We start from the raw sequence: 19,121 nt of genomic DNA, 5'->3' as shown, positions 1-19,121 counted from the left end.
AGATTCAGACCTTGGTGCGCACCGAACCGCCGGACAGGACATGATCGGCCCAATTGGCCAGGCGGGATCGGTCGATCTTCGAATTGTGGCGGATGTCGGTCGGGAACGTGGGAGCGACGAGGACAGCGGTGAGGTCGTGCCCCACGACCTCTGCAACCAGCTCACGCAGCCGAGACGTCAGGTCCAACGGAGCCAGACCTGGGGCGAGATCGGTTCCTTCAGCGTCGAGGACGGCCACCAGCGACTGTGTTCCCGCCGGACCGATGCCCACGATCGACGAGCGGCTGACCTGCGCATCGGAATCGATGAGCGCTTCGAGACCGCCAGGTCCCACCGGTCCGAGAGGTGTGGTGACCACATGCTGCAGACGGCCTTCGAGCCAGACTCGTCCCTCGGCATCGATATGGCCGATGTCGTTCGTCCGGTGCCAGGTCCGACCGTCGAGGTCATCGCGAGCCGAGTCTGCCGTGGTGGCCCAGAGGTTGTCGTAGCCGGACTTGATGTGGGCGGCGCTGACGACGAATTCACCCAAACGGCCCTGCGCAGCGCTGCCCTGTTCCAGCACGTCTGCGGACGCACCGGTGTCATCAATCGGTGCCAATGCCAATTCGACGCCGTCGATGGGGCGGCCCACGCACACGCCGAGGTTGGGTGTGGCATCGGCGGCGGCCACACCGGCACGGTCGATGTCGGTGAGCAAGAGGCCCTCGGTCATCCCATACGGCGAATGGATGCTCGCGTTCGGGAACACCTCGGCGATGGAATCCATCAGCTCCATAGGCACGGGCGCCCCTGCGGAGAGCACAAGTTCGACCCGTGCGCACGCGGCCTTCTGCTCCTCATCCAGCTCAGCAGCAGTGGCCGCGACGTTCTTGTACGCGGCAGGGGAGGCGAAGACCATGGTCGAATGACCGGCGATTATCGCATCGGAGATGGCGCTGGCGGTCAGCGTCTTCGGTTTGGTCACGGACATGTCCGGAGTCACCGAGGTGGCCCCGATGGCCGGTCCCAGAAGGGCGAAAGGTGGGAAGCCGGCGACCAAGCCGGTGCCTTCGCGCACGTCGAAGACTCGGGTCAGCACCGCCGCGAGTGCGGAGATGTCGCCGTGGGTGTAGCGCACACCCTTGGCCGGTCCCGTCGACCCGGAGGTGAAGAGGATCGCCGCATCGTCGGTGGCTGCCGGGAGGGGCAGCTGCGCGTGGTGGGTGGTGCGCGAGAGCGCGGTCAGGCTGGTCTCGACCTTGAACAGCTTGGCCGCCACCGTGCCCAGTGGGGACACTGAGATGCGGCGGCCGGGCCAGTTGAAGGCACGGGCGAGACCGAGTCCCGGCAGCTCTCCGATGATCCACTGCGGATCCGCCGAGGTGGTCGCCCGGGTCATGCCCTTCGGTCCCAGTCCGGCGTCGGCGACGACGGCGACCGCGCCGACCTTCAGACAGGCGTAAAGGGCTGCGGTGAGGTTGTTGCCGGGCGGGACGAGCATGGAGACGCGATCGCCGGGGCGCACGCCGAGTTCGAGCAGTCCGTTGGCGATGCTCGTCGTCACATGCCAGAGGTGGCGCCAGGTGATCTGCTGCGCCGGGTTCTGGGCGAAGTCCACCGAGGCGATCGATTCGTCATCGTGGCGTGCGTCGAGGATCGCGGTCACCCCGCGCGCAGGGGCCGCGGCAGACTCGTCCTTCGAAGCGGGTGCGCGCTTTGCTGTGGCCTCGTTGTCTGCGGCCGATGAATCCGAAGCGGCGTCGGCTCCAGCACCGCGAGCAGGGAACTGTGTCCGCAGCCAGTCAGTGACGACACCGGCCACATCGTAGTCCTCGCTGACCAGGTGTGAGCCCAGCTCGAAGCGGTGCACATCGGCCTGGGACAGACGCTGACGCAGGTCACGCAGATAGCGTTCCAGGAAGACCGGGTCCTTCGGTCCCCACACGAGGAGCGCAGGATGATCGAAGGCCGCGATATCGGCGCCCACACGCTGCAGCTCGGAATAGGACGGGTGGTTCTCATCGACGGGGATGTCGGCGACGAAGCCGCCGATCCCGTGGCGTCGGGAAGAATTCTCATACGGGGACCGGAAGGCGTCCTTGATCTCGGGATCGAGATCGCCGAGGCTCATCGTCACCCGCAGGAATCCGTCCGTGACCACGGTGGCAGTCGGGAGCATGGGCCCGGCCAGTGTGGCTCGCAGCGGTGCAGGGATCGGCGCATCCTCAGGTTGGCGGACGGCCGTGTTGAGGCTGATCGAAGCGGAGACGAGGTCGGTGTTGCGTGCCGCCCATCCCAGGGACAGGACGCCGCCCCAGTCATGTCCGATCGTCACGATCGGATGATCGGAGGACGCGGCGCTGTCTGTGGGTGCGGCACTGCCGGCTGCCTCGGCGAGGAGGGGCGTGACGACGGCGTCGAAGTCGTCGATGCGCTGGGACATGCGGCGCACCTCGGCGCCGTGGGGAGTCGGCAGCGACTCATGGGCCAATCGTTCGGAGTAGCCCATGTCGAGCTGATCGGGGGCGATGAGCCGCCACACGCGACCGCCGGCGCGAGCCGTGTCCACGGTCGCCTGGGCAAGGTGTCGCCACAGGTACGACCAGGTCGGGTTGCCGTGCAGGGCAAGGATCGTGCCGCTCGGTTCGAGCCCTTCGGCACGGAGTACCTCAATGGTGTCGAGGACGTGGAAGGAATGCGGTCCCGCGGGTGTCGTGGCCTCGACGATTCGGGACCAGGCGGGGTCCCACTCGGGCAGCTTCGGGGGAGCCTGAGCCGGCCGTGCAGGAAATCTCATTGAACCTCTACCACTCGATTTCGGTCATTGCGGTGTTGAGCCCGGATCCGACTCCCATACACAGGATCCGATCGCCGGGTTTGAGGCTTGATGCCTCACGGGCGAGCGTGATCGGCAGGGATGCCGGTCCCACATTGCCCAATTCGGGATAGGTGACCGGAATTCGCTCGGAGTCGAGATTCGCGGCCTTCTTGATCGAGTTCACGTGTACGTCGGAGACCTGATGCATGACGTAGCGATCCATCTCGCGCCAGTTCCAGCCGTCCTCATGGGCTTCCTCCCACGCGGCGACGACGAGTTCCATACCACCGGCCAGCAGACCCTTGGTGTCGGTGAACATGCCGTTATGATCGCCCACGCACAGTGCGTGATGCTGGGTCGCGGCGCGGGTGATGCCGCCGAGGATGCGGTGGCCTTCCGGGTGTTTGTCCGCCGGTCCCAGGACCGCGGCGGAGGCGCCGGATCCCAGTGTGAGGGAAGCGAACTCGTTGAGGTATTCCTCACGGCTGATGCCCTCTCGGGTGAGCCGTCGCAGGGTAGCCTCCTGGACTCGGGAGGCGTCTTCGCCAGCGACGACGAGGGCGTATTCGATCTGCCCCGCGTCGATCATGCTCGCGGCCAGGGTCATGCCGTTGACGAACCCGAGGCAGGCGTTGGCGATGTCGAAGTTCATCGCCTGAGAACCAAGACCGATTCCGGCGTGAACGCCGACGGCTACGGAGGGCTCTAGGTGTTCACGCGTGACAGAGGTGTTGACCATCAGTCCGATGGAGTCGGGGGAGACCCCCGACTCTTCCAGGGCCTTCTTACCTGCGGCGATCGCACCGTCGGCGAACTGACTCGGCTGATCCCAGTTGCGCCGGGCATAGACACCGGCGACACGCTGGAGGAGTCCAGTGGGCAGGTTGAGGGTGGACAGGGTATCGGCGAGGCGCTCGTCGAATTCTTGAGAGGTCACTTCGTTCGGGGCGAGGATCTCGGTCAGGCCGAGAAGCGCCACGTTCGAGTGCCGGAATGTTGCGTTGCCATTCGCCAATTGAGGTTCTCATCCCTTTGCGGGTTGTGCGTCGTCTGCTGAGGGCCGATGCGACGCACCTTTGAGGCGTGCCACGACGGAGGAAGTCCGGAGACTATCTTATATCCCTCAGGCTGAATAGTTACTTAACGAGTGAACCAGGTGAAACCGTCGTAGGCCATTCCGGTCGCGCAGAGGACCGCGATCCCGGCCAAGATGATCGACGTCACCGTGTGCGAAACCTTCGAGGACTGGAAGCGAACGGCCCGCGAATGGGACATAGGACGGTCGGTGACGAAGCGTCCGAACTGGACGAAGATGCGCCAGTCCATGACGTCGATGAGGGACTTCGCCGCCAGTGTGAAGACGATGATGCAGCCGATGCCCATGAGGAGCAGGAAGATGAAGCCCATGAACCCGAATTCGCGGAAGAAGTCGACGACGCGGTCGGCGATGGCAGTGGCGAAGCCGGTGAACCCTTCGCTGAAGGGCAGCGCGTCGAAGGAATCGGTGATGCGGCCCAGAGTGAAGCCGTCGCGTTCGGTCCGCTCTGCGCCGATGAACATGGCGACAGCGGCGGCAAGGGCCACGAGGAGGTTGATGATCGTGATCGTCGAATTGTCGGGCCAGAATTCGAGGGACTTCAGCGTGTAGGTCGACGCCAACGCCACGCAGATGATGGCGCCGGCCAGGGCGCCGACCGTGGCGGGAAGGAGCAGATTGTTGAAGAACACGAACGCGATGACGGCGATGAGGGCGGCGCCGAAGATATAGGTGAACACCGCCAGCGTGTCACCGTTCGAAGAGGTGGCCGCGCGACGGTTCGCTTCGACCATCTGCCCCGACTGCCCGATATTGTCCCGCAGTTCTGCCTTCGTGGCACGCGTATCGGTGTCGGCTCCGGTCGCGGGCAGCACGCGGGTCTCGTCCTCGGGTATGCCGTAGACGCGGTTGGGCTGATCATAGGCCTGCGTCGACTGGTTGTACGCCCGAGTCGACTGGTCGTAGGAGCCGCCTCGCGGTCGAGCCCCCGGGCCGGTGCCCTGCTGGCCATAGCCCGGCTGACCGTAGCCGCCCGGGCCGTAGCCCTGCTGCTGTGGCGCCTGTCCGGCCTGGGGTCGACGCTGCGGAGCCGGCTGCCATCTGCCGATCCGAGACGCGATGAGGTAGACGATGAGGACGACGAGTGCCGCGAGGACTCCGATTGAGATGCTGGCGCCGAGCTCGCTCATGAGGGACTTCCTGGGGATGGACAATGATGGTCGTGTGCTCAGTCTATGGAGGAACGGAGCGGTAATCACGTTCACACAGATGTCGTGCCGCGACTGTAGGGTGAGATCACGACCTGACCCGAGCTCTCAAGCAGTGGGGTCCGCCCAGCATTCGAAGGAGAATCGCGATGAGCAACGCCCAGGCATTCACAACAGCGGCCATGCCCCTTGACCAGCAGATCGTCCTTGTCACAGGTGCCGGACGCGGAGTGGGATCATCGATTGCGAAGGCCTTCGCACATGAGCAGTCAGCGCTCGTCATCAACTACCGCTACTCCGCTGAAGCAGCCGAGGAACTCGCCGAGGCGGTCCGTGCTCGCGGTGGGCGTGCAGTGGCGATCGAGGCCGATGTCACCGACTCAAGCGCCGTCGACGCCCTGTTCGCCGCCGCGCACGCCGAATTCGGCGCTCCTGTGTCGACGGTGGTCAACAATGCTCTCGTCGACTTCTCCTTCAACGGAGAGGAGCGGCAGCCGGCAGACGAAATCGACTTCTCCGATTTCACCGACCAGTTCCGTGGAGCCGTCGGGGCCGCGCTCAACACCGTGCAGGCAGCGATGAGTGGATTCCGCGAGATCGGATCGGGACGCGTCATCAACATCGGGTCCAACCTCGTGCAGAACCCCGTCGTGCCCTACCACGACTACACCGCGGCCAAAGCCGCTCTGCTGTCGCTGACCAGGACCTTCGCCAAGGACCTCGGACCCTCGGGAGTCAGAGTCAACATGGTCTCCGGTGGGCTGCTGCGCACGACCGATGCCTCCTCGGCGACTCCGGAAGAGGTCTTCGACCAGATTGCGGCGCAGACTCCGCTGGGCCACGTGACAACTCCGGAGGAATTCGCCTCGGCGGTGGTGTTCTTCGCATCCCCGGCTTCGCGGGCGGTGACGGGACAGAACCTCGTCGTCGACAACGGTCTGGTGATGGGCTGAGGCGACTGGGGTCACACTCGGTCGAGGAACGCCAGACTGCGGTCGAGGAGCAGCTGTGCGCTGTCCTCACGGTAGTCATCGACCAGTGGGTCGCTGAACAGATGGCTCCCGCCGGGGTAGAGGAAATACTCCGCCCGTGCTCCCGCTCGCGCGGCCGACTCCATCAGAGTCTGCGGCGCACCTGAGTCTCTCCACTCATCATCGACGGAGAAGTGGATCTGGACGGGCACATTCCCCTGCCACCGAGTCGGCTTGGGGAAGCCGCCGCCGTGGAAGAGGAGCGCACCGCGTGCACGCGAATCGTTCTTGCCCATCTGCTGGGCGATGCCGGCCCCGAGTGAGAGACCGGCGAAGACGATCTCATCCGGCAGATCAGCACATGCCGCGGCAACCCGGTCGACGAGCTGCGAGAACCCGACCTCCTGTGAGTGACCGACCCCCGCCTCGGCGGTGGTGAACGTCCGTCCTTCGTAGAAGTCGGGGGTGACGACGGTGTGCCCGGCGGCGGTGTAGCGACCGGCGATGGCTTCCATACCGGGAGTCTTGCCCAGTGCGGAATGGAGCAGAACGAGGGTTGTCATGGCTGTCTCCTGTTTCGTCAGTTGAATGCAGCCGAGCCGCATCGCGACAGGAGCCGCAGCGGCTCGGCTGCCTCAGTGGCCGTGGCTCGACCGATCCAGCGGCCGTGGCTCATGTGTCTCAGCGGCTGTGACCGTGTGGAATGGCGAAGGAATCGGCGCGTGCCGTCGCCCAATCATCGGCCCACGAATCGGGAGCCCCGTTGAGCAGTTCGCCGGGCTTGAGCCAGTCGTAGAGTCTGGCATAGGACCACGACTCGGACGCCGAGACATTGCGGCGCAGCATGGTCGGCTCCAACTCATCCGGGTGCGTTGCCCCCATCGAAGCCATCAGGCGCACAGCCTCGGCGACGGTGCCCTCGTGGTAGTTCTTCACTCGGGTCGACTTATCGGGCACATCGATGGCACGTGCCCGGCGAGGATCCTGCGTGGCCACGCCGACGGGACATTTGCCCGTGTGGCAGGCCTGGGCCTGGATGCAGCCGACGGCCATCATCATGGCGCGGGCGGAGTTCGTGAAGTCCGCGCCCTGGATGAGGCGTTTGACGATGTCGGAGCCGCTCGCGATCTTTCCGGATGCGCCGATCTTGATCCGGTCGCGTAGACCCGAACCCATGAGCGCGTTGTGCACGATCATCAGGCCCTGCGTCAGCGGCAGGCCGACATGGTCCTCGAACTCCAGGGGTGCTGCGCCCGTGCCGCCTTCGGAACCGTCGACGATGATGAAGTCGGGGGTGATCCCGCTTTCGACCATCGCCTTGCAGATGGCGAGGAATTCGGTGCGCGAGCCCACACAGAGCTTGAAGCCGGCAGGTTTACCGCCGGAGAGCTCACGCATCTTCGCAATGAACTGCAGGAGTTCGATCGGTGTGGAGAACACGCTGTGGTTCGGTGGGCTGATACAGGTCTTGCCGACGGGGATGCCGCGGATCTCCGCGATCTCTTCGGTCACCTTCGGGCCGGGGAGGACACCGCCGATGCCGGGCTTCGCGCCCTGTGAGAGCTTGAGAGAGACCATTTTGACCTGTGGATCCTGGGACTTCTTGGCGAAGATGTCCGGATCGAAAGTACCTTCGGGGGTCCTGGCGCCGAAGTAGCCGGTGCCGATCTCCCAGATCAGATCGCCACCGAATTCCTGGTGGTAGGGCGAAATGGATCCTTCTCCGGTGTCATGGGCGAAGCCACCCATGGCGGCACCCTTGTTGAGTGAGCGCACCGCGTTGTGGCTCAGTGATCCGAAGCTCATGGCCGAGACGTTGAGCAGGGAGATGTCATAGGGCTGGGTGCAGTCCTCACCGCCGATGCGCACGCGTGGGGGAGTCGGAGAGTTGGTGATCGGAACCGCGGAATGCATGAGGGCCTCATAGCCCGTGCGGTTGACGTCGTGCTCGGTGCCGAAAGCATGCTCGGAGTGCTTGCCCTTGGATCGTTCGTAGATCGTCGTACGGGTATCGCGGCTGAACGGGCGGCCGTCCCAGTTGCGTTCGATGAAGTACTGCTGAATCTCGGGACGGATCGATTCCAATAGGAACCGTGCATGGCCGGCGATTGGATAGTTGCGCAGAATCGAATGTTTCTTCTGGGTCACGTCCCAGGCGGCAAGGGCGCCGAGCCCGAGGGCTGAGACGGCTGCGGCGGCACGAGCCATCTTCCTTCCAGTCGAGTGACCGGTGACCAGATGAACCCTGGGGAACTTATTTTGCATTGAGCCTCTTCGGTCGGTACTTGATGCGAGCCTAGACCGAGAACGCGGGGATTTCAGGAAAGGGTGGGCTAAATTTCAGAACAGCTGCGCCAGCAGTGCCGGGAGCAGCGAATCGAGCTGGAGCGAATAGCCGACGATGAGGAGGAACCCGGTGGTGATCCACGCGGCTTCCTTTCCGGTCTCATAGCCACGCAGGTGAGCACGGTTATAGCGAAGACCGCCGGCCATGACGATGACGAGGTCGACGATCCACCACAGACCCAGCCCGCCCAAGGTCAGAAGCTTGAGCCCGCCGGTGGCGAAACGTCCCGTGTAGAAACGGTCGGCGCCGAGGAATCCTAATGCCAGTGACAGGATCCAGGTGACGAGGAAGGAACGGTTGGCGCGCTCCGGTGCGGCTTCGGCCTCAGCATCCGGTCGGTTCCGCCAGTCCGGTTGGTCCCGTTGGGCAGAGGAGTCGATGGGAGGCAGGTCGGGGGCCAGAGATGGCACGGACATGGTGTGCTCCTTCTCGTGCTTGCCGCTCTCCGTGATGCGATCGAAGCGATGCGGAGAGCCGGGGGATGGGCGTCAGGTGGGGGACCTGAGTACAGCCTAGGAAACCCATGGGTGTGAGCGCATTGGGGTTTTCCCCAATGTCGACATAGCGTTGGTTCCATGAGCACAGGTGAACCGAGCGCGACGAGTACTCGGCGAACCATCGTTGCAGTCTTCTTGGCTGGAGTCTCGGTCTTCCTTGTCCTCTACGAGACGCAGGGGCTTCTCCCCGCCATCCGCGGTGCCTACGACGTCGACGCTCCGACTGCGAGTCTCACGGTCTCGGCCACCAACGTCGCCATGGCGGTCTTCCTCATCCCGTTCTCCATGCTCGCCCCGCGTATCGGGCATGCCAGACAGATCGCCGGCGGCGTGGTCCTGGCCGCGCTGCTGGCACTCATTCTGCCCTTCATGCCGAGCCCCGAACTGCTCATCGCCGTCCGCTTCCTCCAAGGTGTGGCGATCGCTGCGGTACCGGCCACCGCGATGGCCTATCTGTCGCTGCGCCTGCCGGCGGCGGCGCTGCCCGGAGCGATCGGCGTCTACATCGCCGGCAATACGATCGGTGGGCTCTCCTCGCGGCTGCTGACCGGCCTTGCCGCGGAGATCCTCGGCTGGCACGGCGGACTGGCGTTCACCGCAACAGTGTCCCTGCTCTTCGGACTCATCGTCGTCTGGCTGCTCCGCCATGACCTCTTCACGACGTCGAAGTCCGAAGCCGCTCGGGCGGCTGCCGAGGCTGGGCCGAAGTCCTCGGCAGCCGCGCAGCCCTCGGCTGATGCGCACACCGCATCACCACCTCGGCGAGCGATCATTCCACTGGGATCGGGGCTGTGGCGGATCTATCTCACCGGATTCCTCTGCATGCTCGTCTTCGGCGGGTCCTTCACGATGCTCGGCACCCGGCTGCAGCAGGATCCCTGGCGACTGAGCGAAGGCGCGGTCGCCCTGTTCTTCCTCATCTACCTCGTCGGCACCGTCGTCACCACGTATTACGGCCGACTGGCCACAAAACTCTCGCGCACCTCGCTGACGCTGATCGGGATGGTCACGGCGCTCATCGGTGCCGGGCTCACCCTCGTGGACTCCTTGAGCGTGATCATCATCGGCATGTCCCTGCTCACCGGGGGCTTCTTCCTCGGGCACACGGGAGCATCCGCGGCAGCGAGCGCCTCCCGTCCCGGAATCGACTCCACTCGCTCGGCGGCCATCTACCTCACCGTGTACTACCTGGGCACCAGTTTGGGCGCGTGGCTGTCGGCGGTCCTGTTCACCGATTTCGCGTGGCCGGGTGTGGCGTTCATGTGCATGAGCGCCCTGTTCGCGGTTCTGATCTTGACCCTGACCGGGGCTTCGGTAGGGTTCAAGAAGCGCAGCTGATCAAACGTTCAGCTTAAGAACCGGAGGACCTCATGCCCCACGCAGCACATTCGAATGTCACCTATGCGATCGAGCGGGGCGTCGCCCATGTGGAGATCGACCGCGCTGAGAAGCTCAACTCGCTGACTAGAGAGGTGTTCGAAGACCTCGTCGAGGTCGGCCTCGCGCTCAAGGAATCGACTGAGGTCAGGGCTGTCGTGCTCTCCGGTCGAGGACGTGCCTTCAGCGCCGGTCTGGACTTCACCGAAATGTCCCGGCTCGCCGACGAGGGCACCGCCACCACCGAGACCGGTACCGAGACCTCGTCCACCGCCGAGGCGGGTGCGGGGAATGCCTCATCGACCGGTGGCACCGTTGACGTGGGTGAGCGCCTCGGGTCCGCTCGCGCACTGGCTCAGAAGGCCGTGCACGTCTGGTCTCTGATCGAGGTTCCCGTCATCGCCGGGCTCAGAGGCCCGGCCCTCGGCGGCGGAATGCAGATTGCTCTGGGTACCGACATCCGCATCGCCGGTCCTGACGTCCAACTCTCGTTGATGGAGATCAAATGGGGGATCATCCCGGACATGTGCGGAACTCAGCTGCTGCCGCGCCTGGTCGGTCCCGGAATGTCGAAGAAGCTCATCGCCACCGGTGAGGCCGTCGGAGCCGAGGAGGCACTGCGGATCGGGCTCGTCGAAGAACTGGCCGAGGACCCAGTTGAGCGAGCACTCGAACTCGCCGGCGATATCGCTGGGAAGTCACGCTCGGCTCTCGTGTGGGTGAAGAAGCTCGTCGACCTCTCCTATGAGGCCGATCTGACCACGGGCCTCGATGCGGAGCAGGAGGCGCTCGCCTCACTCATCGGCACCGACGAACAGCGCCAGGTCGTACAGGAACGTCTGGCCGCCATGGCCAAGCGATCGAAGGGCTGACGAACAGTGGGCTGACGAACAGTGGGCCGGCGGCCAGCGGTTCAGCTGTGACGTTGGGCTGCAGTTCAGCCGTGTTTGCCGGGGAACTCCGGGCGGACCGGGTCGATGTTCCGGTCGGATCCGACCGCCTCGGCGACGGTGGCGAAGGTGTCGAGTTCGCGCAGGAGCACAAGTGTCGGACGCATCAGTTTGAGACGTTCCTCGGCCTCGGCGGTGAGGAGTTCGCGCACCGACATCCATTCGCTCGAATGTGCCTCGGTGGTCTGATGATGGGCCGACTCAAGGACGCCGCCTGCGAGCACGTAGAAGTAGGTGTCGAAGCGTTTCGGCCGTCCGACCGGGGTGACCCAGTTCGCCCACGGCTTCAGCCCGGAGGGATCGAGCACGGCTCCGGTCTCCTCTTCGACCTCACGCACGGCGGTGGCCAGCAGGACGCGCCACCCATCGCTCACCTCGGCGATGGTGGAGTCCTTCCACGCCGCCTGATGACTCTGCGGGTCGGGGACCTCGATGGATGCTGCGGTCTGCTCATCGATGGGATCGACGCGACCGCCGGGGAAGACGACGACACCGGCGGCGAAGTCCATCGTCGACACGCGATGCTGGACGAAGACCTCGAGTCCGGTGCTGCCATCGCGGATCATGAGCACGCTCACGGCGGGCTTGATCGGCACCGCACTCGGATCGGGCACATCGGGGCCGCGGCTGGAGGAGTCGGCGAGGTCCGAACGGTCGGACCCCTCGGGGGAGATATCTCGAATCACTGTCAGCACCCTCGCTTCTGTGTCTGGTCGTCACCTCCCATTATGACGCTGAGGACTGCACCGGGCGGAGGCGGGGTGCGGTAGGGCCCGGTCGGGGAGGTGCCGGGGCGATCAGCTGAGCGAACATGCGGCAGGATACGATGGAACCAGAGCAGAACGACGGCGAATTTCTCAGGTCGACTTGAGCGCTGGAGTTTAAGAATCGGCGCACGGCACCGGGCGTCGAGAGCCCGCAGACCGGAAGAGTGCGGAAATGAGCGGACTGGAGATCTATCCTTTCTTCACGATCGACCAGGCGTGGCCCAACTGGCTGATATTCACGCTCCTGACTGTCGATATGATCATCCGCATCGTCGCTCTGGGCTGGATTCCGCACAACCGCAGACCTTCTGTCGCCCTCGGCTGGCTGCTCGCGATCTTCCTCCTCCCCTACCTCGGAATTCTCGCTTTCCTGCTGCTCGGCTCCGCCAAGCTGCCGAAGCGGCGGCGGGACAAACAGCTGCTTGTCAACGACATCTTCCGTGATCAGACCGATGACCAGGCGATCATCGGCGACTTCGCCCACATGCCCGAGCCTCTGAGCACAGCGGCACAGCTGAACTACGATCTGGGTGCTCTGCCGATGACGCATGGCAACTCCTTCGAGCTCCAGACCGACAACCACGCGTGCATGGAGGCGATGGCCGATGAGATCGACGCGGCCACGAGATTCGTCCACTTCGAGTTCTACATCGTCGCCATCGATGACACGACGAGGCGGCTCCTCGAATCGCTGCTGGCCGCGCATGAGCGCGGGGTGGAGGTCCGAATCCTCATCGACCATCTGGGCTCACTGGGATATCCGGGCTACTCGGAACTGGTCAAAAGGCTCAACTCCTCCGGAGTGGCATGGCGTCGAGCCCTGCCGATCCGCCCCTGGAAGGGCGAGTACCAGCGGCCCGATCTGCGCAACCACCGGAAGATCCTCGTCGTCGACGGATCCGTCGCCTTCACCGGCTCCCAGAACATCATCGACCGGTCCTATAATAAGCGACGCAACCGGCGGAAGGGCTTCCAATGGATGGACCTATCGCTGAAATGCACCGGCCCAGTCGTCGATGAACTCGATGCTGTCTTCATCACGGACTGGTATTCGGAGACTGGAGAGTTCTTCGAAGAATCGTCCGAAGGGGAACTTCAGGCTCCGCAGAACGGTGGCATCCAGGCGCAGGTGGTGCCCTCGGGGCCAGGATTCGAAGATGAGAACAATCTGCGCCTGTTCAACCACCTCATCTACAACGCGAACCGCAGCGTCGTCGTCTGCTCACCGTACTTCGTGCCCGACGAATCGCTCATGCATGCGCTCACGACCGAGGCCCGGTCCGGAGTCGACGTGCGCCTGTATGTGGGAGAGACAAGCGATCATTGGGTCACGCAGCGGGCCCAGCAGTCCTATTACGCCGATCTGGTGCGGGCCGGAGTCCGGATCTTCTTGTATCACGCACCTACCGTCCTGCATTCGAAGTTCCTTCTCATCGACGATGAAGTCTCGATCATCGGGTCTTCGAACATGGATGAGCGCTCGTTCGCAATGAACATGGAGGTCACCATGTTCATCGTCGACAAGGAATTCACCCAGCGCATGTATGACCTCGAAGCGGAGAAATATACTCCGAACTCTGTCGAGCTCGACGCAGACGAGTGGAACGATCGACCGCTGCTGAACAAGTATGTAGAGAACGTCGCCAGGCTCACGAGCTCGCTGCTGTGAGTTCGTGATCGCGTGATGGACTGCGCCGGAAATGACAACGTTCCCGCACACTGATCCAGTGTGCGGGAACGTTGTCGCCTACCGCCGACGGCTGCAGGACAGTCGCCGAGCGGGTCAGCCGCCTATCTGCGTAGGCGAGAGCCTCGGTGCGAGTGTCTCAGATAAAGGTATTCAGGCGTCTTCGGAGAGCCCGGATGGGCCTTCGTCGTCGATGTCGCGCATGGGATCAGCGATGACATCGTCCTTGACCTCTGGGCCACCAGCGGACTTGCTGCCTGATGTGCCGGCGGACTTATTGCCTGCAGCGCTTGCGCCGGTTCCGGTGCCGGTTGAACCGGATCCTGCTGCGGAGTTGACTTTGTCGGCTGCGGTCTGGACAGCATCGGCGACGGCTGGCGACTTGTCGCGAATCGACTGGTTGGCCTTTTCGACGGTGTCCTGCACTCGCGGATCGGTCCAGAGATCCTGGGCCTGGGCCTTGAGCTTTTCGTAGCTCTGACGCCCGGTGCGTGATCCGAGTACGTAACCGACTCCCAGACCAGCCAGGAGAATCAAACGCTTCTTCATCTTCCTGCTCTCCTTTTCAGCTTGCCGTGACTGCATTCGACACTGTCGAGTGCTCAGACCAACGTTGAGCGTCGGTCGATTGCCTCGGTATTGTGCCCTGGTTCTCCACCTTATACTGCAGATGGTTCCGGAGTGAAAGAATATCGTCTCAGATTTGTGGAGTGGATACAGTATTTCGGCGCTCAGCTCACCGTCGGCTGCTGCTGGGTGATGCAGTGGATTCCGCCTCCCCGGGCATAGAGTTCGCGCGCATCGACGCCGACGACCTTGCGTCCCGGGTACACCTTCTCAAGCACGGACACCGCCTCGGCGTCCATCGGGTCGTCGAAGGTGCAGGCGATGACCCCGTTATTGGTGACGAGGTGGTTGACGTAGGAATAGTCGACCCAGCCCTCATCATCGCGCAGCACCTCAGGAGCGGGAATCGCCACGACCTCGAAGGGCTGTCCCTCGGCAGTGGTCTCCGCGGTGAACTGGGTCTTGAGCGCCTGAGAGAATTCGAAGTCCGGGTGTTCGGGATTGCGCTGATCGTGGATGAGGACGACCCCGGGGCTGGGCATGGCTGCGACGATGTCGACGTGACCGCGGGTGCCGAAGGTCTGATTGTCGCGGTGGAGGCCGTGCTCGAGCCAGATGACCTTCTTGGCCCCGATCGTGCGGGCGAATTCGGCTTCCACATCGGCCTCGGTCAGGTCGGGGTTGCGTCCCGGATCCAACTGCACGCTGCGCGTGGCCAGCACGGTGCCCTGCCCGTCGACGTGGATTCCGCCGCCTTCGTTGCGCAGTTGGGAATCGATGATCGGGACCCCGGCCTGGTTCGCAACGTAGCGGCCGATGTGCTGATCGTGATCCCACGTCGCCCACTCCTGAGCGCCCCAGCCGTTGAAGACCCAATCCACTGCGTGCAGCGCTCCGTCGTCGTCGACGACGAAGCTCGGACCGATATCGCGCATCCAGGCGTCGTCGAGTTCGGCATTGACGACGGTGATCGGATGAGTGATCCCCTCGCCGAGGTGGTGGCGGGCATTGTCTGTCTGCGACGTCGAGACGACGACCGTCACCGGGGTGAACTCGCTGGTGGCACGTGCCACTGCGGCCCAGGTGCGGCGGGCCGCCTCGGCCTCTTCCTCGGTGTCGCCTAAGGCGTAGCCGGAGGACGGGAACGCCATCCAGATGCGATCGTGGGCAGCTGTTTCCGCGGGCATGTGAAACGTCATCGTTCATCCCTTCGAGTCTGACTGGTTTGTCCCGAGTGTAGCGAGGTTCTGCGCTTGGAGGTCAACGGATTCCGCACCACCCCGGGCGGTGAAAGATGAGCCCGTATAGTCTGGCGTGGAGGACAGAGCGCCTGGAAATGAGGGCTTTGACGCGCCATGGGAGGCAACACGTGGAACAGCAGGATCTGCAGGAATTGTTCGGTCGGACTGGGACCGGTCCGCTCGCGGGAGTGGTCGTCGCCGACTTCTCACGTGTGCTGGCAGGGCCCTACGCGACGATGATGCTTGCCGACCTCGGTGCCACGGTCATCAAGGTCGAGGGCAGGGCCGGTGACGATACACGGCACTGGGCGCCACCTCGGCGAGGCGATGATGCGACGTATTTCCTCACGGCGAATCGGAACAAGCAGTCCGTGGTCCTCGATTTCAAGGACGAGGAGGAGCTGGGCCTGGCACAGGAGCTGGCGCGGCGAGCCGACATCCTGGTGGAGAACTTCAAGGCCGGGGGACTGGCGAAGTACGGGCTCGACTATGACACCGTCAAGAGCGAGAACCCGAGCATCATCTATGCCTCGGTGACCGGATTCGGGCGCGACAACCCGCAACCCGGCTACGATCTGCTCATCCAGGGACTGTCCGGTTTCATGAGCGTCACCGGATCGCAGGAATCGGGCCCGGTGAAGGCCGGTGTGGCCGTCGTCGACGTGTTCACCGGTCTGCACACGACGGTCGGAATCCTCGCGGCGCTGGCCCACCGCAAGGACACCGGCGAGGGCCAGCTGGTGGAGACGAACCTCTTGTCCTCGGCGCTGTCGGGGCTGGCGAACCAGACCTCGGCGTATGTGGCCGGCGGCGTCGTTCCGCAGGCCATGGGCAACGCCCATCCGAGCCTCTACCCCTACCAGCCGATGCCCACGGCCGAGGGCCAGATCATCATCGCCGTCGGCAACGACAACCAGTTCCGGTCGCTGGCCGGTGAGCTGGGCCATCCCGAATGGGCCGAGGATGAACGCTTCGCGAACTTCTCAGACCGCAACGAGAACCGCGCCGAACTCGAGCCCGAACTCATCGAGGCATTGAGCCAGAAGACGAACCAGGAATGGTTCGACATCCTGTCCGCAGCCGGCCTGCCGTGCGCCCCGATCAACACAATCGCCCAGGGTGTCGACCTGGCCGCCTCGATGGGACTCGAGCCCGTCGCCGAGGCAGGGGCCGGGGATCGTGTGATCCCGACGGTGGCCAACCCGATCCGCATGTCCGAGACGCCTCCCAGCTACGATCTGGCACCACCGCAGTTGGGGGAGAGCACCGAAGCGGTCAAGGACTGGCTGCGCATCCGACGCTGAGAGCAGTCATTTCACCGTCATGGGCTCAGTCATGCCTTCGGTCATGTTCTGAGTCGTGTTCCGAGCTATGTCCAGTGGTGTCCGGGCTGAACTTCCGGATTCACTGACGTACCCTAGAGTCTGTATGAATGCACCCTAGTCACTGGGGAGATCCTGAGCAGTCCATTTCTGGTCACGGCGGATTTCGCGTAGTGGCGCACCAGATTCCAGGACTGAGATGGACACAGACAAGACTGAGACGAATGCCGTCAAGCGGCCGGTCGTCAAACGCGTGCTGATGGTTGTGGCCATGCTGCTGACCGCGTTTCACCTGCTCGCAAGCTTCCTTTGGATCGCTCCGTCGTCGACGGCGCGGGAGGTGATTCCGGGGAACCTTCTCTCCGAGTACATGATCCCACTGTGGGGCCAGTCGTGGAGCGTCTTCGCTCCCGAGCCGATCAACGGTGACTACTACTTCGATGTTCGCGCGGTCGTGAAGACTCCTGACGGTGGTGAAGAGGTCACGGATTGGGTGCGCGCCACCGACGTCGAACTCGACCATTCGACCTACAAGCTGTTCCCACCCCGCTCGGCCGGGCTGGGTGTCGGGGTCGCCTCTGACATCAAGGGGTCGTGGGAGGACCTTCCCAACGACCAGAAGGCGATCGTCAAGCTCGATTACTTCAAGGGCTCTGACTCCGTTGACCGCCTGACGTCGAAGTTGGGAGAGTACGACGATCCCGATAACGCCGTCACCGGATACCTGAAGAGCGAGCACCTGGCTACGGCCTATGCGACGCAGGTGGCCAAGGCGATCTGGGGTGAGGACGTCCAGCGCGTCCAGTACCAAGCGGCCCGACAGAATGTTGTGCCGTTTGCGCAGCGCAACAACGGCGACGCGAAACGGCCGAAGATCCAGCCGGTGCCGGTCGGGTGGCGAGCACTGGTGACCGAACCACACCAGTCCGATGAGGAGTTCGCGAAGTACTTCTGTGCCTCCGACAAAGTGAGGTGCGCAGGTGAGCAGTGACAGGAACACTCGGGTCAAGGGTGAAGAGATCGACGTGGACGAAACAACCTCGGAGAAGGCCGTGTCCAAGAAGAAGCTGAGCTCTGAGTCGGGGGCGACCTCTGATTCGGCGGCCGATTCCCATTCGGGTGCGACTTCCTCTTCGGGAGTGGATTCCCATTCGCGGGCGGACTCGAACGAACGTATTCCAGTCACTTCCCGCGTACTGGGAAAGATCTCTCAGGGCTGGGATTGGCTAGAGGAGATGCTCACCGGTCGCTTTCACGCGACCTACGGCCTCGCGGTGACCCGTATCCTCATCGGCTTCACCGGACTCGGGCTTCTGCTGACGAACTTCAACGCCCGGCACTATGCCTTCGGCGTGGGCAGCGCCTGGAACGGCGAGATCGCTGAACCCAAGAGCGACTTCCCGAACATCTGGCTGTTCTCACTCTTCCACCGTGCAGTGACGAATCCGCCGCTGTTCACCGCCATGATCCTCGGTCTGGCCATACTCGCCGTCGTCATCATCCTCGGCTGGCGGACTCGCATCGTTCTGCCGTTCTATCTTGTCCTGTGGGTCAGCTACATCGAGCTCAACGACGGGGCCGGCGATCAGGGCGACAATGCGTATCGCATGTTCATGATCGCCATGCTCTTCGCAGACACCACCCGCCGGTGGTCACTGGATGCCAGGCGCAAGAAGAAGCAGAACCTGAAGTTCCCCGAGACCGATGGCGGCAGCTTCCGCTGGGTCCTCATCATGGCCAACAACTTGGCGATCGTCGTGCTGGCCTTCCAGGTCTGCGCGATCTACATGTCGGGTGGTCTGTACAAGGCCGGCGGCGCTGCTTGGCAGCACGGATTCGCGGTGTACAACCCGTTGCACACCCAGCAGTTCGGAACCTGGCCTGTGCTCTCGGATCTCATGACCGCCTGGGGGCCGATGGTTGTGGCCATCTCCTGGGGCTCGGTTCTGTTCCAGTGCGCGTTCCCATTCATGCTGTTCAACAGGTACACGCGAATCGTGGGGCTGGTGGGTATCCTCTCCTTCCACCTGGGAATCGCCCTGTTGATGGGGCTGCCCTGGTTCTCGCTGACGATGATCGCCGTCGATGCCATCTTCATCCGTGATCGCAGCTTCGAAAAGGTCCACAGACTCGTGAGCCGCTGGTGGACGTCGACGACCGAGGGCATGGAACGCGCGAAGGTGAAGTCCTCGAGCTGACCGCGTACACGCCGCTCGGTCGTAGCACCCACTGTTCGTGAGCGCCCGCTGTTCGTGAGCGAAGTCGGAATATCAACTGTCGAAGTCAGGCTGAGCTGGTTTGCAACCAACTCAGCCTGACTTCGACAGTTGCGAGGTGCCTGCACACCCCGC

General features: G+C 63.7%; 16 protein-coding genes. 7 read left to right on the top strand and 9 right to left on the bottom strand.

Features of this window, described 5'->3' with window-relative positions:
* Positions 1 to 4: 4 nt before the first annotated feature.
* From INT29_RS10190 to INT29_RS10180, 3 genes are all read right to left on the bottom strand, one after another.
* Positions 5 to 2,779: an alpha/beta fold hydrolase gene (locus tag INT29_RS10190; protein ID WP_193071548.1), complete on the bottom strand. Its 2,775-nt coding sequence runs from the start codon at positions 2,777 to 2,779 to the stop codon at positions 5 to 7.
* A 7-nt stretch (positions 2,780 to 2,786) separates the two neighbouring features.
* On the bottom strand, positions 2,787 to 3,815 hold the full coding sequence (locus INT29_RS10185; protein ID WP_101571506.1) for a 3-oxoacyl-ACP synthase III: 1,029 nt from the start codon (positions 3,813 to 3,815) through the stop codon (positions 2,787 to 2,789).
* 125 nt (positions 3,816 to 3,940) lie between these two features.
* Entirely contained in the window at positions 3,941 to 5,026 is a 1,086-nt protein-coding gene (locus INT29_RS10180) for a hypothetical protein (RefSeq protein ID WP_193071547.1), read from the bottom strand.
* A 167-nt stretch (positions 5,027 to 5,193) separates the two neighbouring features.
* Here INT29_RS10180 and INT29_RS10175 point away from each other — a divergent pair, with 167 nt between their 5' ends.
* Positions 5,194 to 5,997 carry a 3-oxoacyl-ACP reductase gene (locus INT29_RS10175; protein WP_226841837.1) on the top strand — a complete coding sequence of 268 codons (804 nt, stop codon included), beginning with the start codon at positions 5,194 to 5,196 and terminating at the stop codon, positions 5,995 to 5,997.
* 11 nt (positions 5,998 to 6,008) lie between these two features.
* Here the strand turns inward: INT29_RS10175 and INT29_RS10170 are convergent, their stop codons facing one another.
* From INT29_RS10170 to INT29_RS10160, 3 genes are all read right to left on the bottom strand, one after another.
* Positions 6,009 to 6,578 carry a dienelactone hydrolase family protein gene (locus INT29_RS10170; RefSeq protein ID WP_101571502.1) on the bottom strand — a complete coding sequence of 190 codons (570 nt, stop codon included), beginning with the start codon at positions 6,576 to 6,578 and terminating at the stop codon, positions 6,009 to 6,011.
* A gap of 118 nt (positions 6,579 to 6,696) precedes the next feature.
* Entirely contained in the window at positions 6,697 to 8,280 is a 1,584-nt protein-coding gene (locus tag INT29_RS10165; RefSeq protein WP_193071546.1) for an FMN-binding glutamate synthase family protein, read from the bottom strand.
* Positions 8,281 to 8,355: 75 nt separating this feature from the next.
* A complete protein-coding gene (locus INT29_RS10160) occupies positions 8,356 to 8,778 on the bottom strand; it encodes a TM2 domain-containing protein (RefSeq protein ID WP_101571498.1) in 423 nt (140 codons plus the stop codon).
* Between the two features lie 159 nt (positions 8,779 to 8,937).
* Here INT29_RS10160 and INT29_RS10155 point away from each other — a divergent pair, with 159 nt between their 5' ends.
* Together INT29_RS10155 and INT29_RS10150 are read left to right on the top strand one after the other, a co-directional pair.
* A complete protein-coding gene (locus tag INT29_RS10155; protein WP_193071545.1) occupies positions 8,938 to 10,197 on the top strand; it encodes an MFS transporter in 1,260 nt (419 codons plus the stop codon).
* A 32-nt stretch (positions 10,198 to 10,229) separates the two neighbouring features.
* Positions 10,230 to 11,108, top strand: a complete 879-nt coding sequence (locus tag INT29_RS10150; RefSeq protein WP_101571494.1) for an enoyl-CoA hydratase-related protein — start codon at positions 10,230 to 10,232, stop codon at positions 11,106 to 11,108.
* 65 nt (positions 11,109 to 11,173) lie between these two features.
* On the opposite strand, the gene INT29_RS10145 is transcribed toward INT29_RS10150, so the two are convergent.
* A complete protein-coding gene (locus INT29_RS10145) occupies positions 11,174 to 11,872 on the bottom strand; it encodes an NUDIX hydrolase (RefSeq protein ID WP_101571715.1) in 699 nt (232 codons plus the stop codon).
* Positions 11,873 to 12,125: 253 nt separating this feature from the next.
* Here INT29_RS10145 and cls point away from each other — a divergent pair, with 253 nt between their 5' ends.
* Complete coding sequence (gene cls / locus INT29_RS10140) at positions 12,126 to 13,622, top strand: cardiolipin synthase (protein WP_101571492.1); 1,497 nt, start codon at positions 12,126 to 12,128, stop codon at positions 13,620 to 13,622.
* Between the two features lie 171 nt (positions 13,623 to 13,793).
* Here the strand turns inward: cls and INT29_RS10135 are convergent, their stop codons facing one another.
* Positions 13,794 to 14,189, bottom strand: a complete 396-nt coding sequence (locus INT29_RS10135) for a YtxH domain-containing protein (protein WP_193071544.1) — start codon at positions 14,187 to 14,189, stop codon at positions 13,794 to 13,796.
* 182 nt (positions 14,190 to 14,371) lie between these two features.
* On the bottom strand, positions 14,372 to 15,394 hold the full coding sequence (locus tag INT29_RS10130; protein ID WP_219618858.1) for an agmatine/peptidylarginine deiminase: 1,023 nt from the start codon (positions 15,392 to 15,394) through the stop codon (positions 14,372 to 14,374).
* Between the two features lie 182 nt (positions 15,395 to 15,576).
* Between INT29_RS10130 and INT29_RS10125 the strand changes: the two genes are divergently transcribed.
* The 3 genes from INT29_RS10125 to INT29_RS10115 all read left to right on the top strand — a co-directional run bounded on the left by INT29_RS10125 (position 15,577) and on the right by INT29_RS10115 (position 18,968).
* Entirely contained in the window at positions 15,577 to 16,752 is a 1,176-nt protein-coding gene (locus INT29_RS10125) for a CaiB/BaiF CoA transferase family protein (protein ID WP_101571486.1), read from the top strand.
* 217 nt (positions 16,753 to 16,969) lie between these two features.
* Positions 16,970 to 17,761 carry a DUF5819 family protein gene (locus tag INT29_RS10120; protein WP_193071543.1) on the top strand — a complete coding sequence of 264 codons (792 nt, stop codon included), beginning with the start codon at positions 16,970 to 16,972 and terminating at the stop codon, positions 17,759 to 17,761.
* On the top strand, positions 17,751 to 18,968 hold the full coding sequence (locus INT29_RS10115) for an HTTM domain-containing protein (protein ID WP_319020875.1): 1,218 nt from the start codon (positions 17,751 to 17,753) through the stop codon (positions 18,966 to 18,968). The genes INT29_RS10120 and INT29_RS10115 overlap by 11 nt, the downstream gene beginning before the upstream one ends.
* Positions 18,969 to 19,121 lie beyond the last annotated feature (153 nt).

Origin of the sequence: Brevibacterium sp. FME37 (assembly GCF_014897485.1) — a bacterium.
Taxonomy (GTDB): Bacteria; Actinomycetota; Actinomycetes; order Actinomycetales; family Brevibacteriaceae; genus Brevibacterium.
The sequence above is the reverse complement of the archived record's forward strand: the minus strand, read 5'-3'. Positions and strand labels throughout refer to the sequence as shown.